Consider the following 24,852-nt stretch of genomic DNA (forward strand, 5'->3'; position numbering starts at 1 on the left):
ACTTGACGGGCATTATTGCAAGGAATGCATATGTTATCTTTAAGCAAGCCACTACAGGAATTCTACAGACTCGATAAATGCCTTTCTAAGCATGGTACGCGTTTCGAGTTTGTTAATGATAAAGAGATTATCTGTTCACCTGATGAAAGTAATACCCATACCTTTGTTATTTTAGAGGGGGTTGTTTCGTTAGTTCGGGGTGATAAAGTTCTTATTGGTATTGTGCAGGCCCCCTTTATTTTCGGTTTAGCCGATGGTGTGGCGAAAAAAGAGGCACAATATAAATTAATTGCGGAGAGCGGTTGCATCGGTTATCGCCTCTCATCATCACAAACTCTCGCCATCATTGAGCAAAACCAACTGTGGCGTGAAGCCTTCTGTTGGATAGTATGGAAAAGTCAGGTACTGGAACTTCGTGACAAGCAGCTCATTGGTAATAATTCTTACGACCAGATTCGTGCGACGTTAATGACAATGATTGAGTGGGATGAAGAACTTCGCTCACGTATTGGTGTTATGAATTATATTCATCAACGAACGCGCGTATCGCGATCGGTGGTGGCGGAAGTTCTCGCGGCCCTGCGTAAGGGTAATTACATTGAAATGAATAAAGGCAAACTGATCAGTATTAACCGTTTGCCCTCCGAATATTAACAAGAAGGTTGCGCCTCGTCTGATATAGCGCGAGGCGCGACGACTCAGGATGCGGGAATAGCAATCGGTTTATTGCCGCTTAGCTCAGTAACCAAATCGTTAATCCCGTCGCTCATATTGGTAAAACGCGTGAGGGGGGAACGGGTTACGACCACAAAAGCGCCAATATTATATTGTGGGATCATCGCCATATAGGTAATAAAACCGCCGCCGCCTCCTGTTTTCTGGATAATGCCAGGACGTCCGTCTTTTGGCGCCATATAGACCCAGCCCAGACCGAGCGCGTCGGCTTTACCCGGTACGTCCATCCCAATGATTTTCTTTAACTGTGTGCGCTGATAAATCAACGTTTGCATACGATCGGCCTGTTGGCTACGGTGATAGAAATCTGACGACAGATACTGTTGCATCCAGCGCATCATATCTCCTGGCGTAGAATAGACCCCACCGCTGCCAATGGCAGCCAGCGTATTATTACAGGGGCTTGCGCCTTTTTCTGCCACCATCAGACGCTTACACTGATCGGGAGAAGGGGTAAACGTGGTGTCTTTCATTCCCAGCGGGCGAGTAATCTTTTCTTCAAACAGTTGCGTATAAGGTTTGCCGGAGGCGGTCGCCAGCGCGTCGGCTAACAGGTCGAACGCCAGATTGGAATAGGCCGCCTGCGAACCGGGCGCGACTTTTAACGTTGCTGTGGAGAGCCAGTTCCAGCGTTGTTCGCGGGTTGGCCAGACAAATACCGGACGATGCGCCGCGCCGCCTGGCTGTTCTCGCGGAAGCGCGCTGGTGTGGGTTGCTAAGTTGACCAACGTAATCGGCGTGCCTTGATACGTCGGGACATGCGCGCCGGGAGGCGCATATTTGCTGAGAGGATCGTTTAATTTTACCGTTCCCTGATCGAGCAATTTTACCAACATTTCACTGGTCATGAGCTTGGTGAGAGAAGCGATACGAATGACCGAATCAAGCTGTGGACGAACATTATTTCCCGGTCTGGTGTCACCGAAACTACGAAACACGCGTTGATTGCCGTCGATCACCACCAGCGCCATGCCCGTGGCGCCGCTACCATAAAAGATATGCTCGGCATAACGATCAACGATATCAGAGGCAAAAACCGGATCGGCAATCGGCTGAGCCGCCTGGACAGAAGTAAGTGATGCCGCAAACAGCATGGCAGTAAAAAGCAGACTACGTTTCAACGGTGATGTCCATAAGTGAAATAACAGTGATTATGCGTATTTATACTACCCGGCGGCACATTGCAAAACGTTAAAGAGAAAAAAGTGGGTGAAAAAACGTAACGGCGGGTTTTCGTGATGGAGAATGTTTACTTTTGTGATAGAGCGCTTGTGATAACCTGATAGCGTCAGCGTGCCTGCTGTGTATGAAACTCGTCGAAACAATTCTGTTGAGCAGAAATGCGAACTAAGCGTCACAACGTAGGTCACAATGCCTGGTTTAGCCCTTTCATTTGCGTGGGCATGGCGTGCTATTGTCGCCGTCACAGCAGCCGTAATAAAGATAAGAAGTTAGCAGGAGAGCATGATGTTTAAATCTTTTTTCCCAAAGCCAGGGCCGTTTTTCATGTCGGCGTTTGTTTGGGCGCTGATCGCCGTCATTTTCTGGCAGGCGGGAGGAGGAGATTGGGTGGCGCGACTTGTAGGGGCATCCGATGAAGTGCCTATCAGCGCAGCGCGCTTTTGGTCGCTGGACTATCTGATTTTTTATGCTTATTACCTGATTTGCGTGGGATTATTTGCAACGTTCTGGTTCATCTATAGCCCGCACCGCTGGCAGTACTGGTCGATACTTGGCACCTCGCTCATTATTTTTGTCACCTGGTTTTTGGTGGAGGTTGGCGTCGCGGTTAACGCCTGGTACGCGCCGTTCTATGATTTGATTCAAACGGCGCTCAGCTCGCCGCACAAGGTCACTCTTGGTCAATTTTATCATGAAGTAGGGGTATTTCTCGGTATTGCGCTTATCGCCGTGGTGATCGGCGTGCTGAACAACTTCTTTGTCAGCCACTATGTATTTCGCTGGCGTACCGCAATGAATGAGCACTATATGGCGCACTGGCAGTACCTGCGCCATATCGAAGGGGCCGCCCAGCGTGTGCAGGAAGACACCATGCGTTTTGCCTCTACACTGGAGAACATGGGCGTGAGTTTTATCAATGCCATCATGACGCTTATCGCCTTTCTGCCGGTGTTGGTCACCCTGTCAGCGCATGTGCCGAATTTACCCATCGTAGGACATATCCCTTACGGCCTGGTCATTGCCGCTATAGTCTGGTCATTAATGGGGACGGGCCTGCTGGCGGTCGTCGGGATCAAATTGCCGGGGCTGGAATTTAAAAATCAGCGAGTGGAAGCCGCTTATCGTAAGGAGCTGGTCTACGGTGAAGATGACGCCAGCCGCGCCACGCCGCCCACCGTCCGTGAACTGTTTAGCGCGGTGCGCCATAACTACTTCCGTCTCTACTTTCACTATATGTATTTCAACATCGCGCGCATTCTCTATTTGCAGGTCGATAACGTTTTCGGTTTGTTCCTGCTGTTTCCTTCCATTGTTGCCGGTACGATTACGCTGGGGCTGATGACGCAAATCACCAACGTGTTTGGTCAGGTGCGCGGTTCGTTCCAGTATTTGATTAACTCCTGGACGACTCTGGTGGAGCTGATGTCTATTTATAAACGTTTACGTAGCTTTGAACGCCAGTTGGATGGTCAGCCAGTTCAGGAAGTGACCCACTCTTTTAGCTAACAGAAGGAAACGTTATGTCGGCGGCGTCCCGTCTTTATCCTCTGCCTTTTCTGGCGGTCGCCATATTGGCTGGCTGTAGTAGTCAATCCGGGCAGCCGGTGAGCAAGGGCGAGAAGCCTGTCGACGTGGTAAGCGTAGTACGTCAGAAAATGCCGGCCAGTGTCAAAGACAGAGAGGCCTGGGCGAAAGATATCGCGACAACGTTTAAGAGCCAGGGGCTGGCGCCGACGGTAGAAAATATCTGTTCGGTGCTGGCTGTCGCCCAGCAGGAGTCCGGTTATCAGGCGGATCCTGTCGTGCCGGGGCTAAGTAAAATCGCCTGGCAGGAGATTGATCGCCGCGCTGAACGACTACACATCCCGCTGTTTCTGGTGCACACCGCGCTGAAAATTAACTCCCCCAACGGCAAGAGCTATAGCGAACGGCTGGACACGGTAAAAACCGAAAAACAGCTTAGCGCTATTTTTGACGATTTAATCAATATGGTTCCTATGGGGCAGACGCTATTTGGCTCATATAACCCGGTGCATACGGGCGGCCCGATGCAGGTCAGCATTGCCTTTGCCGAACAGCACGCGAAAGGTTATCCGTGGAAGATGACGGGTACGGTACGTCAGGAGGTCTTTACGCGCCGTGGCGGGTTGTGGTTTGGAACTTACCATTTGCTGAATTACCCGGCGAACTACAGCGCGCCTGTTTTCCGCTTCGCCGACTTCAACGCGGGATGGTACGCCAGCCGTAACGCTGCGTTCCAGAATGCCGTCAGTAAAGCCAGTGGGGTAAAACTGGCGCTGGATGGCGATCTGATTCGTTATAACAGCAAGGAGCCGGGCAAAACAGAGTTAGCGGTGCGCAAACTGGCAGGGCAGTTGGGAATGAGTGAGCGTGAAATTCGCAGCCAACTGGAGAAAGGCGATAGCCTGGCGTTTGAAAAAACGGCGCTCTACAAGAAAGTCTATAAACTGGCCGAGGCCAAAACGGGCAAGACGCTTGCGCGGGAAATGTTGCCCGGTATTCAACTGGAAAGCCCGAAGATCACGCGTAAGCTGACGACCGCCTGGTTTGCTAAACGAGTTGATGAGCGGCGGGCGCGGTGTATGGGGCGATAAATTTCGCGCTGGGATATTTTCTCCAGCGCGCTAAGGTTTATTGGTGACGGTGACGCCAGCGTAAAAACGCGGCGATAACGGCGAAAATGAGGCAGCCCGTGAGGAAGGGCACCAGGCCAAAAATCGTCCCGACGCCCAGCCCAATCTCTACCCGCGGTCGACCTGTATCCTGTACCTGCATCAGATGCTCATAGATGCCCGGCGCATGAACCAGCAGGTTTAAGAGTTGCGCTCCGGCCCAGAAGCAAAACAGTACAAATATGGCGTAAGCAATATTTCCGGGCGTAGAGGAGGTTTCTCGATGCTTCCCGCTGAACAGCGATTTTGAGAGAGTGAAATCAGCCATAAAGACCTCCAGGATGATCGGCTACGATCTGGCGTTATGCCATCGGCTTACTGTGAAGTCTGACAGGTCATTGTGTTTGTCAATATCAGAATCATGGTAATTTCACATACGGAATGTATCCATCGCGTAAATTTTTGTTAGTTGTCACAAAACGATCACTTTTATCAAAATCAATTAACATTTAAGAAATTCCGTATCCCCCACAGACTCGCTCGCCAGAAGTATGTAAAAATACGTTTTTGTTGCTGTTAATACGTCGGAGTCGTTATGCGTTTGCCCGTAAAAATTCGTCGTGACTGGCACTACTATGCCTTCTCTATTGGCCTTATCTTTATTTTGAATGGTGTCGTAGGATTGCTGGGTTTTGAGGCGAAAGGATGGCAAACCTATGGCGTTGGGCTGGTAACGTGGATTATTAGCTTCTGGCTGGCGGGGTTCATCATTCGCCGGCGCGAAGAGGATGAGGTAAAAGACGCCCGATAAACGTTGCGCTATCGGGCGTGCGCTATTACATCGTGGTTTTTAAGGCGTTATTCGCCGCATGGCGTTCCAGCGCCAGCTCAATCAGGCGGCTGATCAAATCGGTATAGCCCAGTCCGCTCGCCTGCCAGAGTTTTGGATACATACTGATATTGGTAAAGCCTGGCAGCGTATTGATCTCGTTAATCACGACCTCATTGTCTGCCGTTAAGAAGACATCGACACGCGCCATACCCGCGCATCCCAGCGTCTGATAAGCCTGGATCGCGATCGCGCGGATCTTGTCATTTACCCCGGAAGGAAGCTGTGCAGGCACGACAACTTGTGCGCCGTTATCATCAATATACTTAGTATCGTAGGCGTAAAATTCGCTATTCAGTACGATTTCGCCGCAGGTACTGGCCTGTGGGTTATCGTTACCTAATACGGCGCATTCGATCTCGCGCCCTTTGATCCCTTGCTCCACCACCACTTTATGATCGAATTCGAAAGCCAGCGCGACCGCCTGCTGATATTGCGCTTCGTTAGCGACTTTACTGACGCCGACCGAAGAGCCCTGATTGGCGGGCTTAACGAACAGCGGCAGTCCCAGACGGGATTCAACCTCGGCAAAACTAAACGCGTGACGATTCGTTCGGGTGAGTGTAATAAACGGGGCGATATTCAGTCCTGCATCGCGTAGCAGTCGTTTGGCGACGTCTTTATCCATGCAGGCTGCGGAGCTCAGCACGTCTGAACCGACAAACGGTAAGTTTGCGACGCGCAGCATCCCCTGCAATGAGCCGTCTTCGCCCAGCGTACCGTGGACGATAGGAAAAATAACATCTACCGTCGGTAGCGGCTGCCCGTTCTGAGCGTTAATCAATTGGTGTTGGTGTTTGCCAGGCACCTGGGCCAGACTGATTGCCGAAGGACGTAGCGCGATATGTGCCGGATCGTCTGCATTCTGCAAATAATTTTCCGCATCGTTAACATGCCATTGTCCTGCCTTATCTATCCCTAACAGCACCACGTCGAAGCGGGTTTTATCGATCGCATCAACGATATTTTTCGCTGATTGCAAAGACACTTCATGTTCCGCCGACTTACCGCCAAATACTATTCCTACCCGCAATTTCGCCATCTTAAAAACCCATTCCATCGAATGCAAAGCGTATACATTACCACGACAAAACGCGGGTTTCGCGGGGTTCTGCCATAATGTTTATGGGATGTGAGAACGGAGGCCGCGTGAGAGGTAAGGGTTTTCTGATTATTGTGCTGTTGGGCGGCATTGGCGGGCTGGGATATCGTTATCTTCCCTCTTACTATAATCCTTTTGCTCCGCTACAACTTGCCGATCCGCCAGGCTGGATCACTACCTTCAAACTACAGCGCCTTACGCCGTCGCAGTGCCGGGAGCTGTTGACGGCGGCCAATCAACAGGGATTAATTTCATCACAACCTGTTGCGGATAGCGCTGGTGAATGTCCCTTGTCCCATGTTGTGCGCGTCAGAGATTTTGGCCAGGTCAAACTGAGCAGCAGTTTTTTAGCCTCCTGCCCGCTGGCGCTGCGCTCCGCGCTGTTTGTCGAACAGCAGGCAAAACCTTTAACAGAAACGTGGATGAAGCGCCGCCTGACCCGCATCGAACATCTGGGCAGCTATGCCTGCCGTAATATTTATCACCGCCCGGATGCGCGTCGCAGTGAACATGCCAGCGCAGAAGCGCTGGATGTCAGCGGGTTTCAGCTATCAGATGGCCGAAAAATCACTGTACTGCGCGGCTGGGGGCGTCAGGAGACGGGGCCCTGGTTACGCGCTATGTTAAACGCCAGTTGCCATTATTATGGCAATGGGCTCGGGCCTGACTATAACGCTGCTCATGCTAACCATTTTCATCTTGGAATGCGGGGCTACGGCGTGTGTCGTTAAAGCATAAACGTCTGCCTTGCGCGGCTATATAATGTGACATGTTTCACAAAAATGATGAACGGGGAGACAAAATAGCAAAGTGTGACGTATCGCACCTCTGGAACCACCAGGAAAAAGAGAACTTGCTAAGCTAACGCGTATTTTCAGCTACTTACCGTTACGAGTCTTATGGAATCCTGGAAAGTTAATCTAATTTCCGTTTGGTTTGGATGTTTTTTTACCGGGCTGGCAATCAGCCAAATCCTGCCATTCTTACCCCTTTATATTTCCCAGCTTGGCGTCTCTTCCCATGAAGCGTTATCAATGTGGTCCGGGTTAACGTTTAGCATCACGTTTCTTATTTCCGCCATTGTGTCGCCGATGTGGGGCAGTCTTGCCGATCGTAAAGGGCGTAAACTGATGCTATTGCGCGCGTCGCTCGGGATGGCGATAGCTATTCTACTGCAGGCATTTGCGACCCATGTCTGGCAACTTTTCCTGCTGCGCGGAATCATGGGGTTAACGTCAGGTTATATCCCCAATGCCATGGCGCTGGTAGCCTCTCAGGTACCGCGCGAACGTAGCGGCTGGGCGCTCAGTACGCTTTCTACGGCGCAGATCAGCGGCGTTATCGGCGGGCCGTTAATGGGCGGCTTTGTCGCGGATCATATCGGGCTGCGGGCGGTATTTCTGATTACCGCCATGCTGTTGGTGGTGAGCTTTCTGGTCACGCTATTTTTAATTAAAGAAGGCGTGCGTCCGGTCATCAAGAAAAGCGAACGCCTGAGCGGTAAAGCCGTTTTTGCGTCGTTACCTTATCCTGCGCTGGTGATCAGTTTGTTTTTTACCACGATGGTCATTCAACTCTGTAATGGTTCCATCAGTCCAATCCTGGCGCTGTTTATCAAATCAATGATGCCGGACAGTAATAACATCGCCTTTCTTAGCGGGTTAATTGCCTCGGTGCCCGGTATCTCCGCGCTTATCTCCGCGCCTCGCCTGGGAAAACTTGGCGACAGAATCGGCACGGAAAGAATTCTGATGGCCACGCTTATCTGCGCAGTGCTGCTTTTCTTCGCGATGTCCTGGGTCACCACGCCGTTCCAGTTGGGACTGTTGCGTTTCTTGTTGGGCTTTGCCGATGGCGCGATGTTACCCGCCGTACAAACGTTATTGGTGAAATACTCCAGCGACCAAATTACCGGACGTATTTTTGGCTACAACCAGTCATTTATGTATCTGGGCAACGTGGTTGGGCCGTTGATGGGCGCGACGGTATCGGCGATGGCCGGTTTCCGCTGGGTTTTTATCGCTACGGCGGCGATCGTGTTGATCAATATCGGGCAACTGACCCTGGCGTTACGTCGTCGGCGTAACGCGCAAAAAGCGAAAGGCCAATAGCGGTGCATCGTAACGGCGCTTCTGCCGTTACGATATGGTTTAAATTAAAAGATATATTCTTTATCCGTGAAGTTTTTCTATAGATGGCATAACCTTAAATTATGATATAGCGTGATTATTGTTTTTTGATGGTTTATTATCGTCTCGTTTACGGCCTGAGAAACGTTTCGCTGCGGCGACAGTGATAATTATTTGTGTAAAGTTCTTCCTGTATCATAAAAATAGTACTTTCAGCCTCTAGGCAGTGGTTCTTCATAGTGATAACGTCACCCTGGAACTAATAAGGAAATATGGTCATGAAAAATCTCATAGCAGAGTTGTTGCTTAAGCTAGCCCAAAAAGAAGAAGAGTCGAAAGAACTGGTTGCTCAGGTAGAAGCGTTAGAGATTATCGTCACAGCAATGTTACGTAACATGGCGCAAAACGAGCAGGAGATGTTGATACGTCAGGTAGAGGGGGCACTTGAAGGCGTAAAGCCGGATGCCAGCGTTCCTGATCACGATACGGAATTGCTGCGCCAATATGTAAAAAAGTTGCTGAGACACCCCCGGCACTAATCGTATTTTAAAACAACACAGTTGTTATAACGTTACTTTTATGAAATAACATAGCCGCTTCGTTTTTATTTTCTTCTGGGTAATACAGAGCAAAATAAAAACGAAGCGGCTATGGTAATAACAGTGTAACGTTATGCGCTGTTCTTCTGCATCCTGCCAGTGTGACTGTGGATAATCGAATTGCACATTAGCCTACGGTTTGTCAATCAATAAAACATCTATTGCTAACGGTAAGTAATACTTTTACAGCCGGGTGGTATTTTTGCCAGTAACAGCCAGACTTATATAAAGTCCCTGGGATATTTCCCAAAGGGACAACGTGTAATGTGTACACTGACAAAAGGATGGTGCTATGAAAATAACATTACTGGTGACTTTACTTTTTGGCCTGGTCTTTTTAACCGCCGTCGGCGCAACCGAGAAACCGTTAACGCCGCAACAGCAGCGCATGACGACCTGTAATCAGCAGGCGACAGCGCAAGCGTTGAAAGGCGATGCGCGTAAAGCCTACCTTAGCGACTGCCTGAAAAACAGTCAGTCAGCCCCTGGCGAGAAAAGCCTGACGCCGCAACAGCAGAAAATGCGTGAATGCAATGTTCAGGCGACGGAACAATCACTGAAAGGCGATGACCGTAGCAAGTTTATGAGCGCCTGCCTGAAAAAAGCGGCGTAGTGCTATCGGGTGAGTCCTGAAAAACACTCACCCGAAATTTCATACTCCCTCCATGCGCTCTGTTTCTATAATTTGGGAAAATTGTTTCTAAATGTTCCCAAAAATAATGAATGATGAAAATTTTTACCGAAAAGCGGTTGAACAGGCGGTAGCGCCGCCTGACCCTCCTGATGATCGTCAGCGCTCCGGGTTGCGCTTCGCCCGGCGCATCAGGCTACCGCGCGCGGTGGGGTTAGGGGGGATGTTTTTACCGGTGGCCGCCGTGTTAGTGTCGCAACCTGTCTTTGGCGGCTGGTGGCTATTGCTGGTCGGCTGGTCTTTTGTCTGGCCGCATCTGGCGTGGCAGTGGGCGGCGAAAGCCCTTGATCCGCTACGCCAGGAAATTTACAACCTGAAAGTGGATGCGATCCTCTCCGGCATGTGGATCGCGCTGATGGGCGTCAATATGTTGCCTGCCGCCGCGCTGTTTATGATGATGAGCATGAATCTGATGGGCGCTGGCGGGCGGCGGCTATTCACTGTCGGAATGGGCCTTTTGCTGGCGTCATGTCTGGTGACGTTGCAGCTTACCGGGCTACCCGTCGCTATGCGAAGCTCGTCGCTGGAAGTCACGCTCTCTTTGCCCGTCATTATGTTGTATCCGCTTCTGTTCGCCTGGGTAAGTTATCAAACGGCCATTAAATTAGCGGAACATAAGCGACGCTTGCAGGCGATGAGTTCGCGGGATGGCATGACCGGCGTCTATAACCGACGCCACTGGGAAATTTTATTACGTAATGAATTCGATCACAGCCGACGCCACCATCGGGAGGCGACATTGTTGATTATCGATATCGATCATTTTAAGAGCATTAACGACACCTGGGGACATGATGTTGGGGATGAGGCTATTATCGCCCTGACGCGTCAATTACAGATAACGCTACGCGGGAGTGATATTATCGGGCGCTTTGGCGGCGACGAATTTGCGGTGATTATGTGCGGAACGCCGGCAGACAGCGCGATTACCGCCATGTCGCGAGTGCATGAACGGCTAAATACCTTACGCTTGCCGGGCGCGCCGCAGGTCATGTTACGTATCAGCGTGGGCGTGGCGCCGTTAACGCCACAAATCGGTCATTATCGGGAATGGTTAAAGTCTGCGGATATGGCGCTTTACAAAGCAAAGAATGCCGGACGTAACCGCACCGAAGTGGCGGCATGACGTCCAGCCGGGCTTCAGGATTTACTGAGCGCCTCTGATTTTTCCATACACTTCGTCATCGCTTCTATTACCGCAGCGCGGAAGCCACGCTCTTCCAGAACGCGTACGGCTTCAATCGTCGTTCCGCCAGGCGAGCACACCATATCTTTCAGTTCGCCGGGATGCTTTCCGGTTTCGAGTACCATTTTCGCCGATCCCATAACGGCCTGCGCGGCGAATTTATAAGCCTGAGCGCGAGGCATACCGCCCAGAACGGCTGCGTCCGCCATCGCCTCGATAAACATAAAGACATAGGCCGGCGAAGATCCGCTCACGCCAACCACCGGATGGATCATCGGCTCAGCAATCACTTCCGCCTCGCCAAAGCAGCGGAAAATATTCAGCACATCAGCCGTATCTTCCGGTGTGACCAGCGCGTTGGGCGTGACGGAGGTCATTCCTGCGTTGACCAGCGACGGCGTATTCGGCATAGCGCGAATGATTTTACGGTCGTGTCCCAGCGCGCGCGCAAGCTGATCAAGCGTTACGCCTGCGGCGATAGAGACCACCAGCGAGTCTTTGTTCAGGCTGGAGGAGATTTCACTGAGCACTTTCACCATAATGCCCGGTTTTACCGCGCCGAAAACGATATCCGCGACCTGAGCGACCTCCTGCGCGCTTTGCGCCGCATTAATGCCGTACTGGTCATGCAGGGCGGCAACTTTATCGGGGGAGGGGGTGTAGACCCAGATCTGGCCGGGAAGTACCTGACCGCTGGCAATCAGTCCGCCAAGAATAGCCTTGCCCATATTACCGCAGCCAATAAAACCGATTTTCTTCTCCATCTCGTCACTCCCTATGTTTGTGTGTTATGGGGAATGGTTAGCTTAACGCGGATTGAAAACGGGCAGAAGGAGAAACAGCACTTTGATGAAAGGCAAAAGCGCGAGACAATAAAAGATTGTATACCGTACGGGAGACATTATGACCATCTGGGTGGATGCGGATGCGTGTCCGAATGTCATTAAAGAAATTTTGTACCGCGCCGCCGAGCGGATGCAGTTGCCGCTTATTCTGGTTGCCAATCAGGCCTTGCGCGTGCCGCCTTCGCGTTTTATCCGCACGCTTCGCGTGGCCGCCGGGTTTGACGTGGCGGACAATGAAATTGTGCGTCAATGCGAAGCGGGCGATCTGGTGATTACCGCGGATATTCCGCTGGCGGCTGAAGTGCTGGAAAAAGGCGCTGCGGCTCTTAATCCCCGGGGAGAACGCTATAGCGACGCCACGATTCGCGAACGTCTGACGATGCGTGACTTTATGGACACGCTACGCGCCAGCGGCGTACAAACGGGGGGACCAAACACTCTCTCGCCGCGCGATCGTCAGCATTTTGCCGCCGAGCTGGATAAGTGGTGGCTGGAAAGCCAGCGTAAAAAATAAATCCTGTAATGAAAAATTTACAGTTTATTCATTTCTGATTCTTGCTATAGTACTAATATTGTGACTTTAGTACCTTTGTGTAAATTATTATTTACATTTATGCGTTGTACTAGTTAGATGATATGATTATAACATTGCTGATATCAAATCCTGCGTATGCGCAGTTCCTGGGGGAACGCCTGCTATGATGCAACCTCTTTATCTTGTTGGCCCGCGGGGCTGTGGGAAAACCACCATCGGTATGGCGCTGGCGCAGGCAACCGGTTTTCGGTTTGCAGATACCGACCGCTGGCTGCAATCGCACGTGCAGATGAGCGTCGCTGATATCGTTGAAAAAGAAGGCTGGGGAGGGTTCCGCGCCCGGGAAACCGCGGCCCTGGAGGCGGTAAGCGCGCCTTCGACTGTCGTGGCGACGGGAGGCGGTATTATTCTCACGGAGTATAACCGACGTTATATGCACCGTGTTGGCGTAGTGATTTATCTGTGCGCGCCGGTATCCACGCTGGTTAACCGGCTTGAGGCTGAACCTGAAGCGGATCTGCGCCCGACCCTCACCGGCAAGCCGTTGAGCGAAGAGGTTCGGGAAGTGCTTGAGCAGCGTGACGCGTTGTATCGCGAAACGGCGCATTACATTATTGACGCGACGAAAGCGCCGGCCCAGGTCGTTTCTGAAATTATTGCGGCGCTGCCGCCGTCGACGCAACGGTTACAGGGAGATGTCTATACTTAATGCTCACCCAGAATAAAGGAAACGCTATGCCAACCAGACCACCTTATCCGCGGGAAGCTTATATCGTCACCATTGAAAAAGGCACGCCGGGCCAGACGGTGACGTGGTATCAGCTACGGGCTGACCATCCGAAACCTGATTCGCTCATCAGCGAGCATCCGACCGCAGAAGAAGCGATGGATGCGAAAAAACGTTACGAAGATCCGGATAAATCATAGACGCATGAACCACTCGGAAGGGATTCTGAGTACCCCTAAATTGTATCTCCATCACATTCTTGAAACATTTATACTGGCAACTAAAACCGTAAATTAAGCGATAACAATACAATATTGGAGTTATTTGGAATCTTTACACAATACGTTGCTCATCTGCTGCTACGCTTTCTGAGATTTGTAGGGCAGGTAGCGCGGTGAGCGTGTGAATATTTGCCCGGGAATTACGACGAAGTAATAAGGTGGAATAAAAATGAGTGCGTCGTTGGCAATCCTCACAATCGGCGTTGTGCCAATGAGCGAAGTGTTACCGCTTCTGACGGAATACATCGACGAACAACACATCACCCATCATAGCCTGCTGGGAAAAATGAGCCGGGAAGACGTTATGGCGGATTACGCTGTAGAGCCTGGCGACGATCCGCTTTTGACGTTGCTGAATGATAACCAGATAGCCCATGTTTCCCGCCAGAAGGTGGAGCGAGATTTACAGAGCGTTGTCGAGGTGCTGGATAACCAGGGTTATGACGTCATTATACTGATGAGCACCGCGGCGATTAAAAGTATGGCAGCCCGTAATTCTATTTTGCTTGAACCGCTGCGTATTATTCCACCGCTTGTCGCCTCTATTGTGGATGGGCATCAGGTGGGCGTGATTGTGCCTGTTGCAGAACTTCTGGCGGCCCAGGAGAAAAAATGGCAGGTATTGCAAATGCCGCCGGTGTATTCGCTGGCGAATCCGGTTCACGGTTCTGAGCAACAGTTAATTGATGCCGGGCAGGCGCTACTGGATCAAGGCGCGGACGTCATTATGCTGGATTGTCTGGGTTTTCATCAGCGTCATCGGGATATTTTACAGCAGGCGCTGGATGTGCCGGTTTTACTCTCTAACGTTTTGATTGCGCGGTTAGCTTCAGAACTGCTTGTCTAATTTTACGTGACAGGCCGAACGTCAGGACTCTATATTGGGTGTTAATTTAATAATGAGACGGGGCCTGATTATGCTACAAAGCAATGAATACTTTTCCGGAAAAGTTAAGTCTATTGGATTTACCAGCAGTAGCACCGGCCGGGCCAGCGTTGGTGTGATGGCGGAAGGGGAGTATACCTTTGGCACCGCCGAACCCGAAGAGATGACGGTTGTGAGCGGCGCGTTGAAGGTACTGTTGCCGGGAACTGTCGAATGGAAAGTGTATACAGCCGGTGAGGTGTTTAACGTGCCTGGCCACAGTGAGTTTCATCTCCAGGTTGCTGAGCCCACCTCGTATCTGTGCCGCTATTTGTAACGGAACGGTGAGTCCCCTCTCCGGCGGAGAGGGACCCTCTGGTTAGCGCTGCGCTTCGCCGCCTAATCCTTCCACCAGGCTTTGAATCAGCGCCGCCAGCTCGCCGGTCATCAGGATAAAGTCCGCGTCAAAACGTTGGGCAAAATCTTCCCGGTCGATATCTTCGTTCTGATCGCGCAGCTCATCGCAGAATTTCAGACGCTTAATGGAGCCGTCGTCGCACATGACGAATTGAATACGCTGCTGCCAGTCGAGCGCCAGCTTCGTGACCACTTTACCCGCTTCAATATGAACGGCGATCTCGTCGCTGACCAGATCCTGCTTTTTCGCGCGGATCACGCCGCCATCTTCCAGCATCGCTTTCAATTCGGCTTCGTCCAGCAACTGGAAACCCTGAGCGACCGTACCGGAGCGCACCCACTCTGTGAGCGTCAGCTCAATCGGATTTTCCAGCGCCAGCGGGACGACCGGCAGCGAGCCAAGACTTTTACGCAGTAGCGCCAAAGTATCTTCCGCTTTTTTCGCGCTGGCGCAGTCAACCATAATCAGGCCGTTAACGGTATCAATCCACATCATTGTCTGACTGAAGCGGCTAAACGCGCGCGGCAGCAACGAATGCAACACTTCATCCTTCAGGGAATCTTTTTCCGTCTTCTTCAGCTTGCGTCCCTGATCGGCTTCCAGTTTCTGGATTTTCGCCTCCAGAGCCTGTTTGATCACTGGCGATGGCAGGATTTTCTCTTCTTTGCGCGCGCAAATAATAATTTGGCCATTGGCGGTGTGCGTTAACGCATCGCTGTGAGAGCCCATCGGCGGAACCCAGCCCATTTTGGCCATATCCTGGCTACCGCATGGGGTAAACGTCATTGAGGCGAGCTGTTTCTCCATCTCTTCGGCGCGTAATGTGATATCGCGGCTAAGACGGTAAACCATTAAATTTTTGAACCACAGCATGATAATTTCCACGGCCTTGTCGTTAAATCCAGGCGGTATAGTAACGAATTGTCGGCAGGCTTGCATTGCCAATCAGAACGGTGAATTCTACCCTGTTGATATTCCCAAAAAATGAGGAGCGGTATGTGCGTATTGGTATCGATTTAGGCGGCACAAAAACGGAAGTCATTGCGCTTGATGATGCAGGAGAGCAGCGGTTTCGCCATCGTCTGCCTACGCCGCGGGAGGATTATCAGCAAACGATAGAAACCATCGCTACGCTGGTCGACATGGCGGAACAGGCGACCGGCCAGACCGGTAGCGTTGGCATTGGCATTCCCGGTTCTCTCTCGCCTTACACCGGCGTGGTGAAAAACGCTAACTCTACGTGGCTTAACGGCCAGCCGTTCGATAGCGATGTGAGCCGTCGTCTGAAGCGTGAAGTGCGGTTAGCCAACGATGCCAATTGCCTGGCGGTATCAGAGGCGGTAGATGGCGCGGCGGCGGGGGCGCAAACGGTATTTGCGGTGATTATCGGTACCGGGTGCGGCGCGGGCGTAGCGCTAAATGGCCGGGTGCACATCGGCGGCAACGGTACGGCAGGTGAATGGGGCCACAATCCGTTGCCGTGGATGGATGACGATGAGTTGCGTTACCGCGAAGAAATTCCCTGTTATTGCGGTAAACAAGGCTGTATCGAAACCTTTATTTCCGGTACGGGATTTGCCACGGATTACCAGCGTTTGAGCGGTAAAGCGCTAAAAGGCGATGAGATTATTCGTCTGGTCGACGCGCAGGACGCCGTGGCGGAACTGGCGTTAAGCCGTTATGAGCTACGGCTGGCGAAAGCATTATCTCATGTCGTAAATATTCTGGATCCGGATGTCATTGTGCTGGGCGGCGGTATGAGCAATGTTGAGCGCCTGTACAAGACGGTTCCGTCGCTGATGAAATCGTTTGTTTTTGGCGGCGAGTGCGAGACGCCGGTACGTAAGGCGCGGCATGGCGATTCGAGCGGCGTGCGCGGCGCGGCCTGGCTGTGGCCGCTGGCGTAATGTTTTTAGCCGGATGGTGTCATCCGGCAACCGGCGTGACCGATGGCTGCTTGTGTTTTAGACGTCCGTATACCAGCAACGACGACATGGCGGAAAACGAGAGCAGGGCGGCGGGAAGCGCCACGTAGTAGTACGCAAAACCTAGCGTCAGCATCAGCCCGCCGCACCAGGCGCCAATCGCGCTACCGAGATTAAACGCGATTTGCCCTCCCGCCGCGCCCAGCAGTTCGCCGCCTTTGGCGTTTTGCAGTAGCAGGATTTGCAGCGGCGCAGAGAGCGCAAACAGACCAGCACAGCAGATAAACGCGAAAGTCAGCGATGCCGTTTTGTATCCGCTGAAGAAAAAGAGCGCCATGAGAGAGAGCACGATAACGAGGTCAGTCACTACCGCGATGCGCAGCGGCGTATATCTGCCGGAGAGTTTGCCGCTTAACAGATTGCCTAACACCATCCCCAGCCCGACCAGCATCATAATAAACGTCATGCTCGTCTCCGAAAAACCGGAGATGTACATCATAAATGGCTTGATATAGCTGAACCAGGCAAAAACGCCCGCATTGCCGAACATCGTGGCGGCGAAAATGAGCCACGGCGCGGGGCTACGCAAGAAGTGAAACTGTTCGCGCAGGCTGCCTTGGGCTTTGTCACGGATATCCGGCACCCAGAAGAAAATTGCGGTGAGCACGGCGATGTTGAAAACCGCGATCAATAAAAAGGTGTAGCGCCAGCTAAATTCCTGGCTCAGGTAAGTGCCGACCGGAATGCCCACCAGATTCGCCACCGTCATCCCTGAAACCATACCCGCGACGGCGGCGGTGACTTTCCCGGGGCGGATAATCTTTGACAGGACAATGGCGCCGACGCCAAAAAAGGCGCCGTGCGGAAAGCCGGAAACCAGTCTGCCGACGGCGAGCATCAGATATGACGAGGAAAAGGTAAATATGGCATTGCCCATCACGCACAGCGTGACCAGAAACAGCAGTATATGTTTAAGCGAAAAGCGGCTGGAAAAGAGCGCCATAACAGGCGCGCCCAGCACGACGCCGAAGGCGTAAAACGAGATCATATGCCCGGCGGTGGGAATCGTTATCCCGACATCGCGTGCCAGCTCCGTCAGCACGCCCATAATGCCAAACTCGGCCATCCCCAGTCCGAACGTACCCAGCGCCAAAGAAAAAATAACTTTTTTCATACCACCTGCCGAAAATGAAGACGCATGTCGCGCGCTGTGGCTATGAATTGTCACAGCCAATCAACGTATAGCTTGCGGATAAGCGCGAGGTAATACCATTCCTTATTCGTCTTTGTGTATTCATTATTATGCTATGTCATGACGGTATGCTGTGCGCAGGATGACACTCGCGTTACTCCACGGCAAACGCTTTGTCCAGTTTGCTATAACCAAGCCCATTGATTTTTTTCACTTTTATCTGCACGGGGATACGTTCTTTCATGGCTTCCACGTGGCTAATCACACCGATGGTCTTCCCGCTGGCATTCAGCGCGTCGAGCGCATCCAGCGCGGCGTCCAGCGTTTCGCTATCAAGCGTGCCGAAGCCTTCGTCGAGGAACAAAGAATCAATGCGCGTTTTATGGCTGACCAAATCTGATAACGCCAGCGCCAGCGCCAGGCTGACCAGGAAACTTTCGCCGCCTGATAACGTTCGCGTATCGCGCACGGCGTCGGCCTGCCAGGTATCGACAACCTCCAGTTCCAGCGCGTCGCTGGCTTTGCGCTGCAATAAATAGCGGCCATGCAGGCGGGTGAGCTGATGATTCGCCAGCCAGACCAGATTATCCAGCGTCAGTCCCTGGGCGAATTTGCGGAACTTATCACCTTCTTTAGAGCCGATCAGTGCATTGAGATAGCCCCAGTCTTCCACTTGCTGAGAGGCTTGTTTCATTTCCGCCATCAGCGCCCGTTGGCGCTGCCGATTATCTGCATCCTGTTTAATTTGCTGGCGGATTTCCCCCTGGCGTGTCGTGTTTTCACGCAGTTGTTGCGCCAACTGCGCCAGCCGCTGCGCGAGCTGCTCCGCCGTACACGTTGGGTCCAGACCGGCGGGCGGCTGTTGCTGATGGTCAGCCAGCGCCTGCGCGGACTGCGCGCTTAACGCCTTCGCTTGTTGTAGCTGACTTTCCAGCGTTTGTTGTTGTTTTTCCAGACGGGTCACGGTCTCTTCATCCAGCAACGCCGCCAGGAACGTTGCCTGGCTGTCAAACGGGCTATTTTTTAACGCCGCATCAAAGTGCGCTATCGCCTCGGCGGCGCGCTGCTGTTCCTGCGTCGTCTGTTCCTGCAGGGTTTGCAACTGGCTTTGTAATGACACGCACTCATCATGCGCCTGCCGCCAGTTATCCAGCGGCACGTCGTCGTCGGAATCCGCGGTATCCGTTTGCGGTAGCGTTTCCAGCAACGGGGCAAGCCTGTCGATCTGCGTTTGCAAATCCGCGAACTCAGTCTGACGCTGTTGCCATATTTTCGCTTCGTCGGCGCGCTCATTCAGCCACGAAGCCTCGTCTTCTGGCGCAGGAAGGGAAAGCGTATACTGCGCCAAATCAGCCGTCAGCGACGCCTGACGCTGCGCAATCTGCGCGGTAAAGCGCGCTACCTGTTCAGTATGCGCCGCGATTTGCGTTTGTAGAGCATGACGCTGGCTGAGCTGATCCAACTGTTGCTCATGCTCTTCCGCGGCGGTCAGCCAGCCCGCGAGGTCTTCTTGCGGCTGGAGCTGAACGCCCAGCGTAGCGCACAGCGTTTGCCATTCCTCAGTAAGCGCTTGCTCCTCCTGCAACAACGACTGCGCCTCGCTTTCATCCCGCTGTAATTGTTGCGTTAAGGCATCTAACTGTCCTCGCAGCGCCGCGCCTTCTTCCGCCAGCGTTTTGACCTCTTTTTCCAGCGCGTCGCGGCGGGTTTGATTCGCGCTCAGTTCCAGCGCCTGATAGGCGGCGATGGCGGGGTGCGTCGTCGAGCCGCAAAGCGGACACGGCTGGCCGGACTGTAAGTGCGCCCGCTGGCTTTCCAGATCTTTGATGCGCGCCTCCTGCTCGCAAATAGTGCGAACGTCCGCAAGCTCCTGCGCTTTAGTCTTATAACTCAAACGCTTATCCGCCAGACGTTGGGTGTATTGCGCCTGCTCCTGATGATGACGCGCGATAGCTGCCTGTAGCTGCGCCTGACGCTTTTGTTTCGGGAGAATTTGCCCCTGAAGCGCGGCGAGACGATGGCGTAGCGGACGCTGCCGGGTATGCAATGCTCTGGCTTCCGCCAGCGCCTGTGGCGTGAGGTCGAGCGTGAGCGGCGGTAGCGCATCACGCTGACGCGTATCGCTCAGCAACTGCTGTTGCCATTGGCTCAGTTGCTCCCGATCGTGGGATTGTTGTGTTAATAATGCTCGCCACCCCGCCAGTTCGCTGCGCCAGACGCGGATGCCGTCGTGTTCCGCCAGCCATGTCTTCAACCGCTGCCCTGTGGCGTTCAGTTGCGTGAATTGTCGATGCGCGCAGGCGCGGATACGCCGGCGCAGGCGATACGCGCTTTGTAAGCGAGCATTCACTTCATCACTGTGCTGGCGAACACGCTCAACGGCGCGGGTTTGTTCCTGAATGCGCTCCCAATGCGGGCGCAACTGGCGAGCAGGTTGCGCCAGAGTCAACGCCGCGAGCTGCGGCTGCGCTTTTTCTCGCGCCTCTTGCGCCGCGTACAGCGCCTGCTGCCGGGCGTGTAATTCAGTGTGGAGCTCGTTTTTTCGGGTCAGCCAGTGAAGGTGCTGCTGCTGTCCCTGCTGGTCGGCCAGCAGGCGTTTCTCTTCGTCAGTAAGCGCCTGCAAACTGGCTTCCAGTTGCTGTAACTGTTCGTCCGCCAATAGGGCGACGCCGCTGGCCTGCGCTTGTAACTTTTCCAGTTCGAGACGGGCTGATTTATGTTTTTCAAATACCTGTGCGGAGATCTGCCCGTAAATCTCAGTGCCGGTGAGCTCCTCCAGAAGCTCTGCGCGCTCTTTCGCTTTGGCGTTAAGAAAGGCGGCGAACTGCCCCTGTGATAACAACATCGAACGGGTGAAGCGCCCGTAGTCCAGCCCGGTCAACGTGGCGATCATCTCCAGTTTATCCTTTACCTTATCGGCAAAGATCTTTCCGTCTGAACACCGCGCCAGCTCCACGCGTGGGGCCTGGAGATTGCCGTCAGGCTGATTTCGGGCTCGGTTCTGGCTCCAGAACGCGCGCCAGGCTTCGCCTTTTACCTCAAACTCCACTTCGGCCAGACATTCCGCCGTATCGCGCGTCATCAAATCGTTTTGCGACTGCGATACCGTATTCAGGCGCGGCGTTTCGTGGTACAGCGCCAGGCAGATGGCGTCAAGCAAGGTGGTTTTTCCCGCGCCGGTCGGGCCGGTAATGGCGAATAACCCGTTACTGGCAAACGGTTCGGCGGTAAAGTCGACCTTCCATTCTCCTTTCAGCGAGTTCAGGTTTTTCAGACGCAAACTGAGAATTTTCATGCCTCATGCTCCTCATTCAACGCGTAGAGCGTGCTGGAAAAGAGCTGATTCAGGCGCTCGCGCTGCGGGGTATCTAACGCTTCCAGCGCCAGACGCCGCGCAAAAACCTCTTCCACGCTAAGCTCGCTTAATGTTTCCCGCCGCTCGTTCGCCAGCGAGCGCTCGCGCTGTTCGCGGCTACGGCGCACCAGTAATACCTCTACGGGGAGTGACTCCGTTAATGTCTGTATTCTGCGTTGGATATCGTGCAGATAGTCATCGGTGGTGATTTCAATATCCAGCCAGACGGGGGGCGATTGCTCAACGCCGCGCCACTGCTCAAGCTGTTCGGTAATTGATGCCAGGTCGCCTTTTAAAACCGCCAACGGTTGAGTCACGGGGACAGCCAGACTTTCGGTGCTTTGCCATTTCCCCTGGTCGAAGGTCACCAGATGCACGCATTTGCTTTTGCCGCACTCATCAAAGCTGAGGGCGATGGGCGAGCCGCAATAGCGGATATGCTCCGTGCCGCCGACACATTGCGCGCGGTGAATGTGTCCTAATGCGATATAATCCGCGGGGGGGAAATGCTGCGCCGGAAAGGCATCCAGCGTACCGATATAAATGTCGCGAACCGCATCGCTTTTGCTGGCGCCGACGGTGGTTAAATGCCCCGTCGCGATAACCGGCAGCTTTCGTTCGCCGCGTAGCTGGCATGCTTCCCGATATTGCTGTTGATAATAATCGGCAATCGCATGAAGAAGTTGCTGCTGTTTCTCGCTGCCGGATAATCCCGCCTGACTGGTAATAATGTCGCGCGGGCGCAAAAAGGGAATGGGGCACAGTACGGCGCCTGGAGAACCGTCGCGACGATGAAGTAGCTGCGGCGCATAGCCCGCGCTGGCGATCACGGTTGTATTGAGAAACGCCAGAATGTCGCGTGACTCGTTTAGTGTGGCGACGGAATCATGATTACCGGCCAGCACCACCAGATGACAGCCCGTTTGCTGTAAATTAACGACGAAACGGTTATAAAGTTCTCGGGCATAGCTTGGCGGCGAACCGGTATCAAAAATATCGCCAGCGACAATAATGGCATCCACCTGATGGGCCTGCGCGGTCTCCAGCAGCCAGTCCAGAAAAGCCTGATGCTCCGCGGCGCGGCTTTTACTGTAGAAATTTTGTCCCAGATGCCAGTCAGAGGTGTGGAGGATGCGCATAATTGTTCCATGCAAAAAAAGCGTGAACGGGATTATACACGTCATCCCCTCCATTTTTGGGCGCAATTTACCGCCGGTACACGGTAATGCACGGTTTCACCGGTGTCATAAATCATCAACATGCTATCAATGCCGCCTTTTTTTTTCATAAATCTGTCATAAATCTGACGCATAATGGCGCGGCATTGATAACTAACGACTAACAGGGCAAATTATGGCGAGACGTATTCTGGTCGTAGAAGATGAGGCGCCGATCCGTGAAATGGTGTGCTTCGTGCTCGAACAAAATGGCTTTCAGCCCGTAGAAGCCGAAGATTATGACAGTGCGGTGAATAAACTTAATGAACCCTGGCCGGATCTCATCCTTCTTGACTGGATGTTGCCCGGCGGGTCAGGGTTACAGTTTATTAAACATCTCAAACGTGAAGCCCTGACCCGGGATATTCCGGTGGTTATGCTGACCGCGAGAGGTGAGGAAGAAGATCGCGTGCGCGGGCTGGAAACCGGCGCTGACGATTACATTACCAAGCCGTTTTCCCCCAAGGAGTTGGTGGCGCGCATTAAAGCCGTTATGCGGCGCATCTCGCCGATGGCGGTCGAAGAGGTGATCGAGATGCAGGGACTGAGCCTTGATCCTGGATCTCACCGCGTGATGACCGGCGACAGCCCGCTGGATATGGGGCCGACCGAATTTAAATTACTCCATTTCTTTATGACGCACCCGGAACGGGTTTACAGTCGCGAGCAGCTACTCAATCATGTCTGGGGCACCAATGTGTACGTTGAAGACCGGACGGTCGACGTGCATATTCGCCGTTTGCGTAAGGCGCTGGAGCACAGCGGCCACGACCGGATGGTGCAAACGGTACGCGGGACAGGGTATCGTTTTTCGACCCGCTTTTAATGCCTTTTCCGCCAGTTGATCACAGGTTTCTGGCGGAGAAGGCTTTCCATTCTTGAGGGAGTATGACGCGTGCTGGAACGGCTGTCATGGAAAAGGCTGGTGCTGGAGCTGGTGCTCTGTTGCATCCCCGCGCTTATCCTTAGCGCTTTTTTTGGTTATCTGCCGTGGTTTTTACTGGCGGCGGTGACGGGACTGCTTGTCTGGCATTTCTGGAATTTATTACGTCTCTCCTGGTGGCTTTGGGTCGACAGAAGTATGACGCCGCCGCCGGGACGGGGAAGTTGGGAACCGCTGTTATACGGTTTACACCAGATGCAGTTGCGAAATAAGAAGCGGCGTCGCGAGCTGGGGAACCTGATTAAACGTTTTCGCAGCGGCGCGGAGTCGCTGCCTGATGCCGTGGTACTGACCACAGAAGAGGGCGGTATTTTTTGGTGTAACGGTTTGGCGCAACAGATACTGGGGCTACGCTGGCCGGATGACAACGGGCAGAATATTCTCAATCTACTGCGTTATCCGGAGTTTACCCAGTATTTAAAAACGCGTGATTTCACCCGTCCGCTTCATTTGGTGCTCAATACCGGGCGGCATCTGGAGATCCGCGTCATGCCTTATACCGATAAACAACTCCTGATGGTGGCGCGCGATGTGACGCAAATGCATCAGCTTGAAGGCGCCAGACGTAACTTTTTCGCCAACGTTAGCCATGAGTTGCGTACGCCCTTGACGGTATTGCAAGGCTATCTGGAAATGATGCAGGAACAGGCGCTGGAAGGGGCAACGCGAGAAAAAGCGCTGCATACGATGCGCGAGCAAACGTATCGTATGGAAGGGCTGGTAAAACAACTGCTTACGCTGTCTAAAATTGAGGCGGCCCCGGCGCTGTTATTAAATGAAAAAGTGGATGTACCGATGATGCTGCGGGTCGTGGAGCGTGAAGCGCAGACGCTCAGCCAGCAGAAACATACCTTTACGTTTGAGGTCGACGATAGTCTTAGCGTTCTGGGTAATGAAGAGCAGCTACGTAGCGCGATCTCAAACCTGGTGTATAACGCGGTAAACCATACGCCGACGGGAACGCATATTACGGTGAGCTGGCGACGTGCCGCGCATGGCGCTGAGTTTTGCATTCAAGATAACGGTCCGGGGATTGCTGCCGAGCATATTCCTCGTCTGACCGAACGCTTCTACCGCGTCGATAAAGCGCGTTCGCGGCAAACGGGCGGCAGCGGCCTGGGATTGGCGATTGTGAAACATGCGTTGAATCACCATGAAAGCCGCCTTGAAATCGACAGTTCGCCTGGCAAAGGAACGCGATTTAGCTTTGTGCTGCCGGAACGTTTAATTGCCAAAAATAGCGATTAATTGCCTTTCGTAAGTATAACTTTCCATAAGCCAGCGGATGCTGGCTTATTTTCTTTGCAGTTAAGACGGGCTCGTTGAAACATTCAACGTTTGGTGGTTTTTTGTTCGCATGATTAGCCATAACTTTTTCATGAGAATGGTGTTTTATTCTGGTT

The 24,852-nt window shown here is 52.9% G+C and carries 25 protein-coding genes; 17 read left to right on the plus strand and 8 right to left on the minus strand.

Annotation, left to right across the window (positions count from 1 at the left end; all coding sequences use genetic code 11):
* The first annotated feature begins 30 nt into the window (after positions 1–30).
* On the plus strand, positions 31–654 hold the full coding sequence (gene iprA, locus J4650_RS17415) for a hydrogen peroxide resistance inhibitor IprA (RefSeq protein ID WP_000950242.1): 624 nt from the start codon (positions 31–33) through the stop codon (positions 652–654).
* Between the two features lie 44 nt (positions 655–698).
* On the opposite strand, the gene ampH is transcribed toward iprA, so the two are convergent.
* Positions 699–1,856: a D-alanyl-D-alanine-carboxypeptidase/endopeptidase AmpH gene (gene ampH / locus J4650_RS17420; RefSeq protein WP_000830777.1), complete on the minus strand. Its 1,158-nt coding sequence runs from the start codon at positions 1,854–1,856 to the stop codon at positions 699–701.
* A gap of 346 nt (positions 1,857–2,202) precedes the next feature.
* Here ampH and sbmA point away from each other — a divergent pair, with 346 nt between their 5' ends.
* Positions 2,203–3,423 carry a peptide antibiotic transporter SbmA gene (gene sbmA, locus J4650_RS17425; RefSeq protein WP_000477024.1) on the plus strand — a complete coding sequence of 407 codons (1,221 nt, stop codon included), beginning with the start codon at positions 2,203–2,205 and terminating at the stop codon, positions 3,421–3,423.
* Between the two features lie 14 nt (positions 3,424–3,437).
* Positions 3,438–4,532 carry a surface-exposed outer membrane lipoprotein YaiW gene (gene yaiW / locus J4650_RS17430; RefSeq protein ID WP_023993789.1) on the plus strand — a complete coding sequence of 365 codons (1,095 nt, stop codon included), beginning with the start codon at positions 3,438–3,440 and terminating at the stop codon, positions 4,530–4,532.
* A gap of 37 nt (positions 4,533–4,569) precedes the next feature.
* Here the strand turns inward: yaiW and J4650_RS17435 are convergent, their stop codons facing one another.
* Entirely contained in the window at positions 4,570–4,878 is a 309-nt protein-coding gene (locus J4650_RS17435; RefSeq protein ID WP_000763139.1) for a YaiY family protein, read from the minus strand.
* A 267-nt stretch (positions 4,879–5,145) separates the two neighbouring features.
* On the opposite strand from J4650_RS17435, the gene J4650_RS17440 reads away from it, so the two are divergent.
* Positions 5,146–5,361, plus strand: a complete 216-nt coding sequence (locus tag J4650_RS17440) for a DUF2754 family protein (protein WP_001239243.1) — start codon at positions 5,146–5,148, stop codon at positions 5,359–5,361.
* Between the two features lie 25 nt (positions 5,362–5,386).
* Here the strand turns inward: J4650_RS17440 and ddlA are convergent, their stop codons facing one another.
* Positions 5,387–6,481, minus strand: coding sequence for a D-alanine--D-alanine ligase (gene ddlA / locus J4650_RS17445; protein WP_001096592.1), 1,095 nt, complete (start codon positions 6,479–6,481; stop codon positions 5,387–5,389).
* 77 nt (positions 6,482–6,558) lie between these two features.
* On the opposite strand from ddlA, the gene J4650_RS17450 reads away from it, so the two are divergent.
* The 5 genes from J4650_RS17450 (at position 6,559) to adrA (ending at position 11,086) form a co-directional block, all read left to right on the plus strand.
* Positions 6,559–7,272, plus strand: coding sequence for an extensin family protein (locus J4650_RS17450; RefSeq protein ID WP_000480794.1), 714 nt, complete (start codon positions 6,559–6,561; stop codon positions 7,270–7,272).
* Between the two features lie 168 nt (positions 7,273–7,440).
* Positions 7,441–8,652, plus strand: coding sequence for a multidrug efflux MFS transporter (locus J4650_RS17455; protein WP_000446768.1), 1,212 nt, complete (start codon positions 7,441–7,443; stop codon positions 8,650–8,652).
* A 296-nt stretch (positions 8,653–8,948) separates the two neighbouring features.
* Positions 8,949–9,209, plus strand: coding sequence for an anti-adapter protein IraP (gene iraP, locus J4650_RS17460; protein WP_001518423.1), 261 nt, complete (start codon positions 8,949–8,951; stop codon positions 9,207–9,209).
* A 352-nt stretch (positions 9,210–9,561) separates the two neighbouring features.
* Positions 9,562–9,882 (plus strand): phosphate starvation-inducible protein PsiF, encoded by a 321-nt coding sequence (gene psiF, locus J4650_RS17465; RefSeq protein ID WP_023993788.1) that lies wholly within the window; start codon positions 9,562–9,564, stop codon positions 9,880–9,882.
* A 91-nt stretch (positions 9,883–9,973) separates the two neighbouring features.
* Complete coding sequence (gene adrA / locus J4650_RS17470; protein WP_000484083.1) at positions 9,974–11,086, plus strand: diguanylate cyclase AdrA; 1,113 nt, start codon at positions 9,974–9,976, stop codon at positions 11,084–11,086.
* 14 nt (positions 11,087–11,100) lie between these two features.
* Here the strand turns inward: adrA and proC are convergent, their stop codons facing one another.
* Positions 11,101–11,910 (minus strand): pyrroline-5-carboxylate reductase, encoded by an 810-nt coding sequence (gene proC, locus J4650_RS17475; RefSeq protein ID WP_000412193.1) that lies wholly within the window; start codon positions 11,908–11,910, stop codon positions 11,101–11,103.
* Between the two features lie 139 nt (positions 11,911–12,049).
* Between proC and J4650_RS17480 the strand changes: the two genes are divergently transcribed.
* The 5 genes from J4650_RS17480 to ppnP all read left to right on the plus strand — a co-directional run bounded on the left by J4650_RS17480 (position 12,050) and on the right by ppnP (position 14,736).
* Positions 12,050–12,505, plus strand: a complete 456-nt coding sequence (locus J4650_RS17480) for a YaiI/YqxD family protein (protein WP_000158137.1) — start codon at positions 12,050–12,052, stop codon at positions 12,503–12,505.
* Positions 12,506–12,689: 184 nt separating this feature from the next.
* Positions 12,690–13,235 (plus strand): shikimate kinase AroL, encoded by a 546-nt coding sequence (aroL, locus tag J4650_RS17485; protein ID WP_000983569.1) that lies wholly within the window; start codon positions 12,690–12,692, stop codon positions 13,233–13,235.
* A gap of 26 nt (positions 13,236–13,261) precedes the next feature.
* On the plus strand, positions 13,262–13,453 hold the full coding sequence (yaiA, locus tag J4650_RS17490) for a protein YaiA (protein WP_001143161.1): 192 nt from the start codon (positions 13,262–13,264) through the stop codon (positions 13,451–13,453).
* A 250-nt stretch (positions 13,454–13,703) separates the two neighbouring features.
* A complete protein-coding gene (locus J4650_RS17495; RefSeq protein WP_001276437.1) occupies positions 13,704–14,381 on the plus strand; it encodes an AroM family protein in 678 nt (225 codons plus the stop codon).
* A gap of 70 nt (positions 14,382–14,451) precedes the next feature.
* Positions 14,452–14,736 carry a pyrimidine/purine nucleoside phosphorylase gene (gene ppnP, locus J4650_RS17500; protein WP_000941953.1) on the plus strand — a complete coding sequence of 95 codons (285 nt, stop codon included), beginning with the start codon at positions 14,452–14,454 and terminating at the stop codon, positions 14,734–14,736.
* Positions 14,737–14,778: 42 nt separating this feature from the next.
* Here the strand turns inward: ppnP and rdgC are convergent, their stop codons facing one another.
* On the minus strand, positions 14,779–15,690 hold the full coding sequence (gene rdgC, locus J4650_RS17505) for a recombination-associated protein RdgC (protein ID WP_000964305.1): 912 nt from the start codon (positions 15,688–15,690) through the stop codon (positions 14,779–14,781).
* Positions 15,691–15,815: 125 nt separating this feature from the next.
* Here rdgC and mak point away from each other — a divergent pair, with 125 nt between their 5' ends.
* Entirely contained in the window at positions 15,816–16,724 is a 909-nt protein-coding gene (gene mak, locus J4650_RS17510; RefSeq protein WP_001219284.1) for a fructokinase, read from the plus strand.
* 19 nt (positions 16,725–16,743) lie between these two features.
* Here the strand turns inward: mak and araJ are convergent, their stop codons facing one another.
* From araJ to sbcD, 3 genes are all read right to left on the minus strand, one after another.
* Positions 16,744–17,916: an MFS transporter AraJ gene (araJ, locus tag J4650_RS17515; RefSeq protein WP_023993787.1), complete on the minus strand. Its 1,173-nt coding sequence runs from the start codon at positions 17,914–17,916 to the stop codon at positions 16,744–16,746.
* 172 nt (positions 17,917–18,088) lie between these two features.
* Positions 18,089–21,229: an exonuclease subunit SbcC gene (gene sbcC / locus J4650_RS17520; RefSeq protein ID WP_023993786.1), complete on the minus strand. Its 3,141-nt coding sequence runs from the start codon at positions 21,227–21,229 to the stop codon at positions 18,089–18,091.
* The gene (gene sbcD, locus J4650_RS17525) at positions 21,226–22,428 is read right to left on the minus strand and encodes an exonuclease subunit SbcD (protein WP_023993785.1); all 1,203 of its coding nucleotides are present in this window, start codon (positions 22,426–22,428) and stop codon (positions 21,226–21,228) included. The genes sbcC and sbcD overlap by 4 nt, the downstream gene beginning before the upstream one ends.
* Before the next feature lie 214 nt (positions 22,429–22,642).
* Between sbcD and phoB the strand changes: the two genes are divergently transcribed.
* Together phoB and phoR are read left to right on the plus strand one after the other, a co-directional pair.
* The gene (phoB, locus tag J4650_RS17530; protein WP_000113918.1) at positions 22,643–23,332 is read left to right on the plus strand and encodes a phosphate response regulator transcription factor PhoB; all 690 of its coding nucleotides are present in this window, start codon (positions 22,643–22,645) and stop codon (positions 23,330–23,332) included.
* Positions 23,333–23,401: 69 nt separating this feature from the next.
* Complete coding sequence (gene phoR / locus J4650_RS17535) at positions 23,402–24,697, plus strand: phosphate regulon sensor histidine kinase PhoR (protein WP_023993784.1); 1,296 nt, start codon at positions 23,402–23,404, stop codon at positions 24,695–24,697.
* Positions 24,698–24,852 lie beyond the last annotated feature (155 nt).

The organism is Salmonella sp. 32120201201600049SM, from assembly GCF_017572835.1.
In the GTDB taxonomy this organism is placed as follows: Bacteria; Pseudomonadota; Gammaproteobacteria; order Enterobacterales; family Enterobacteriaceae; genus Salmonella; species Salmonella enterica.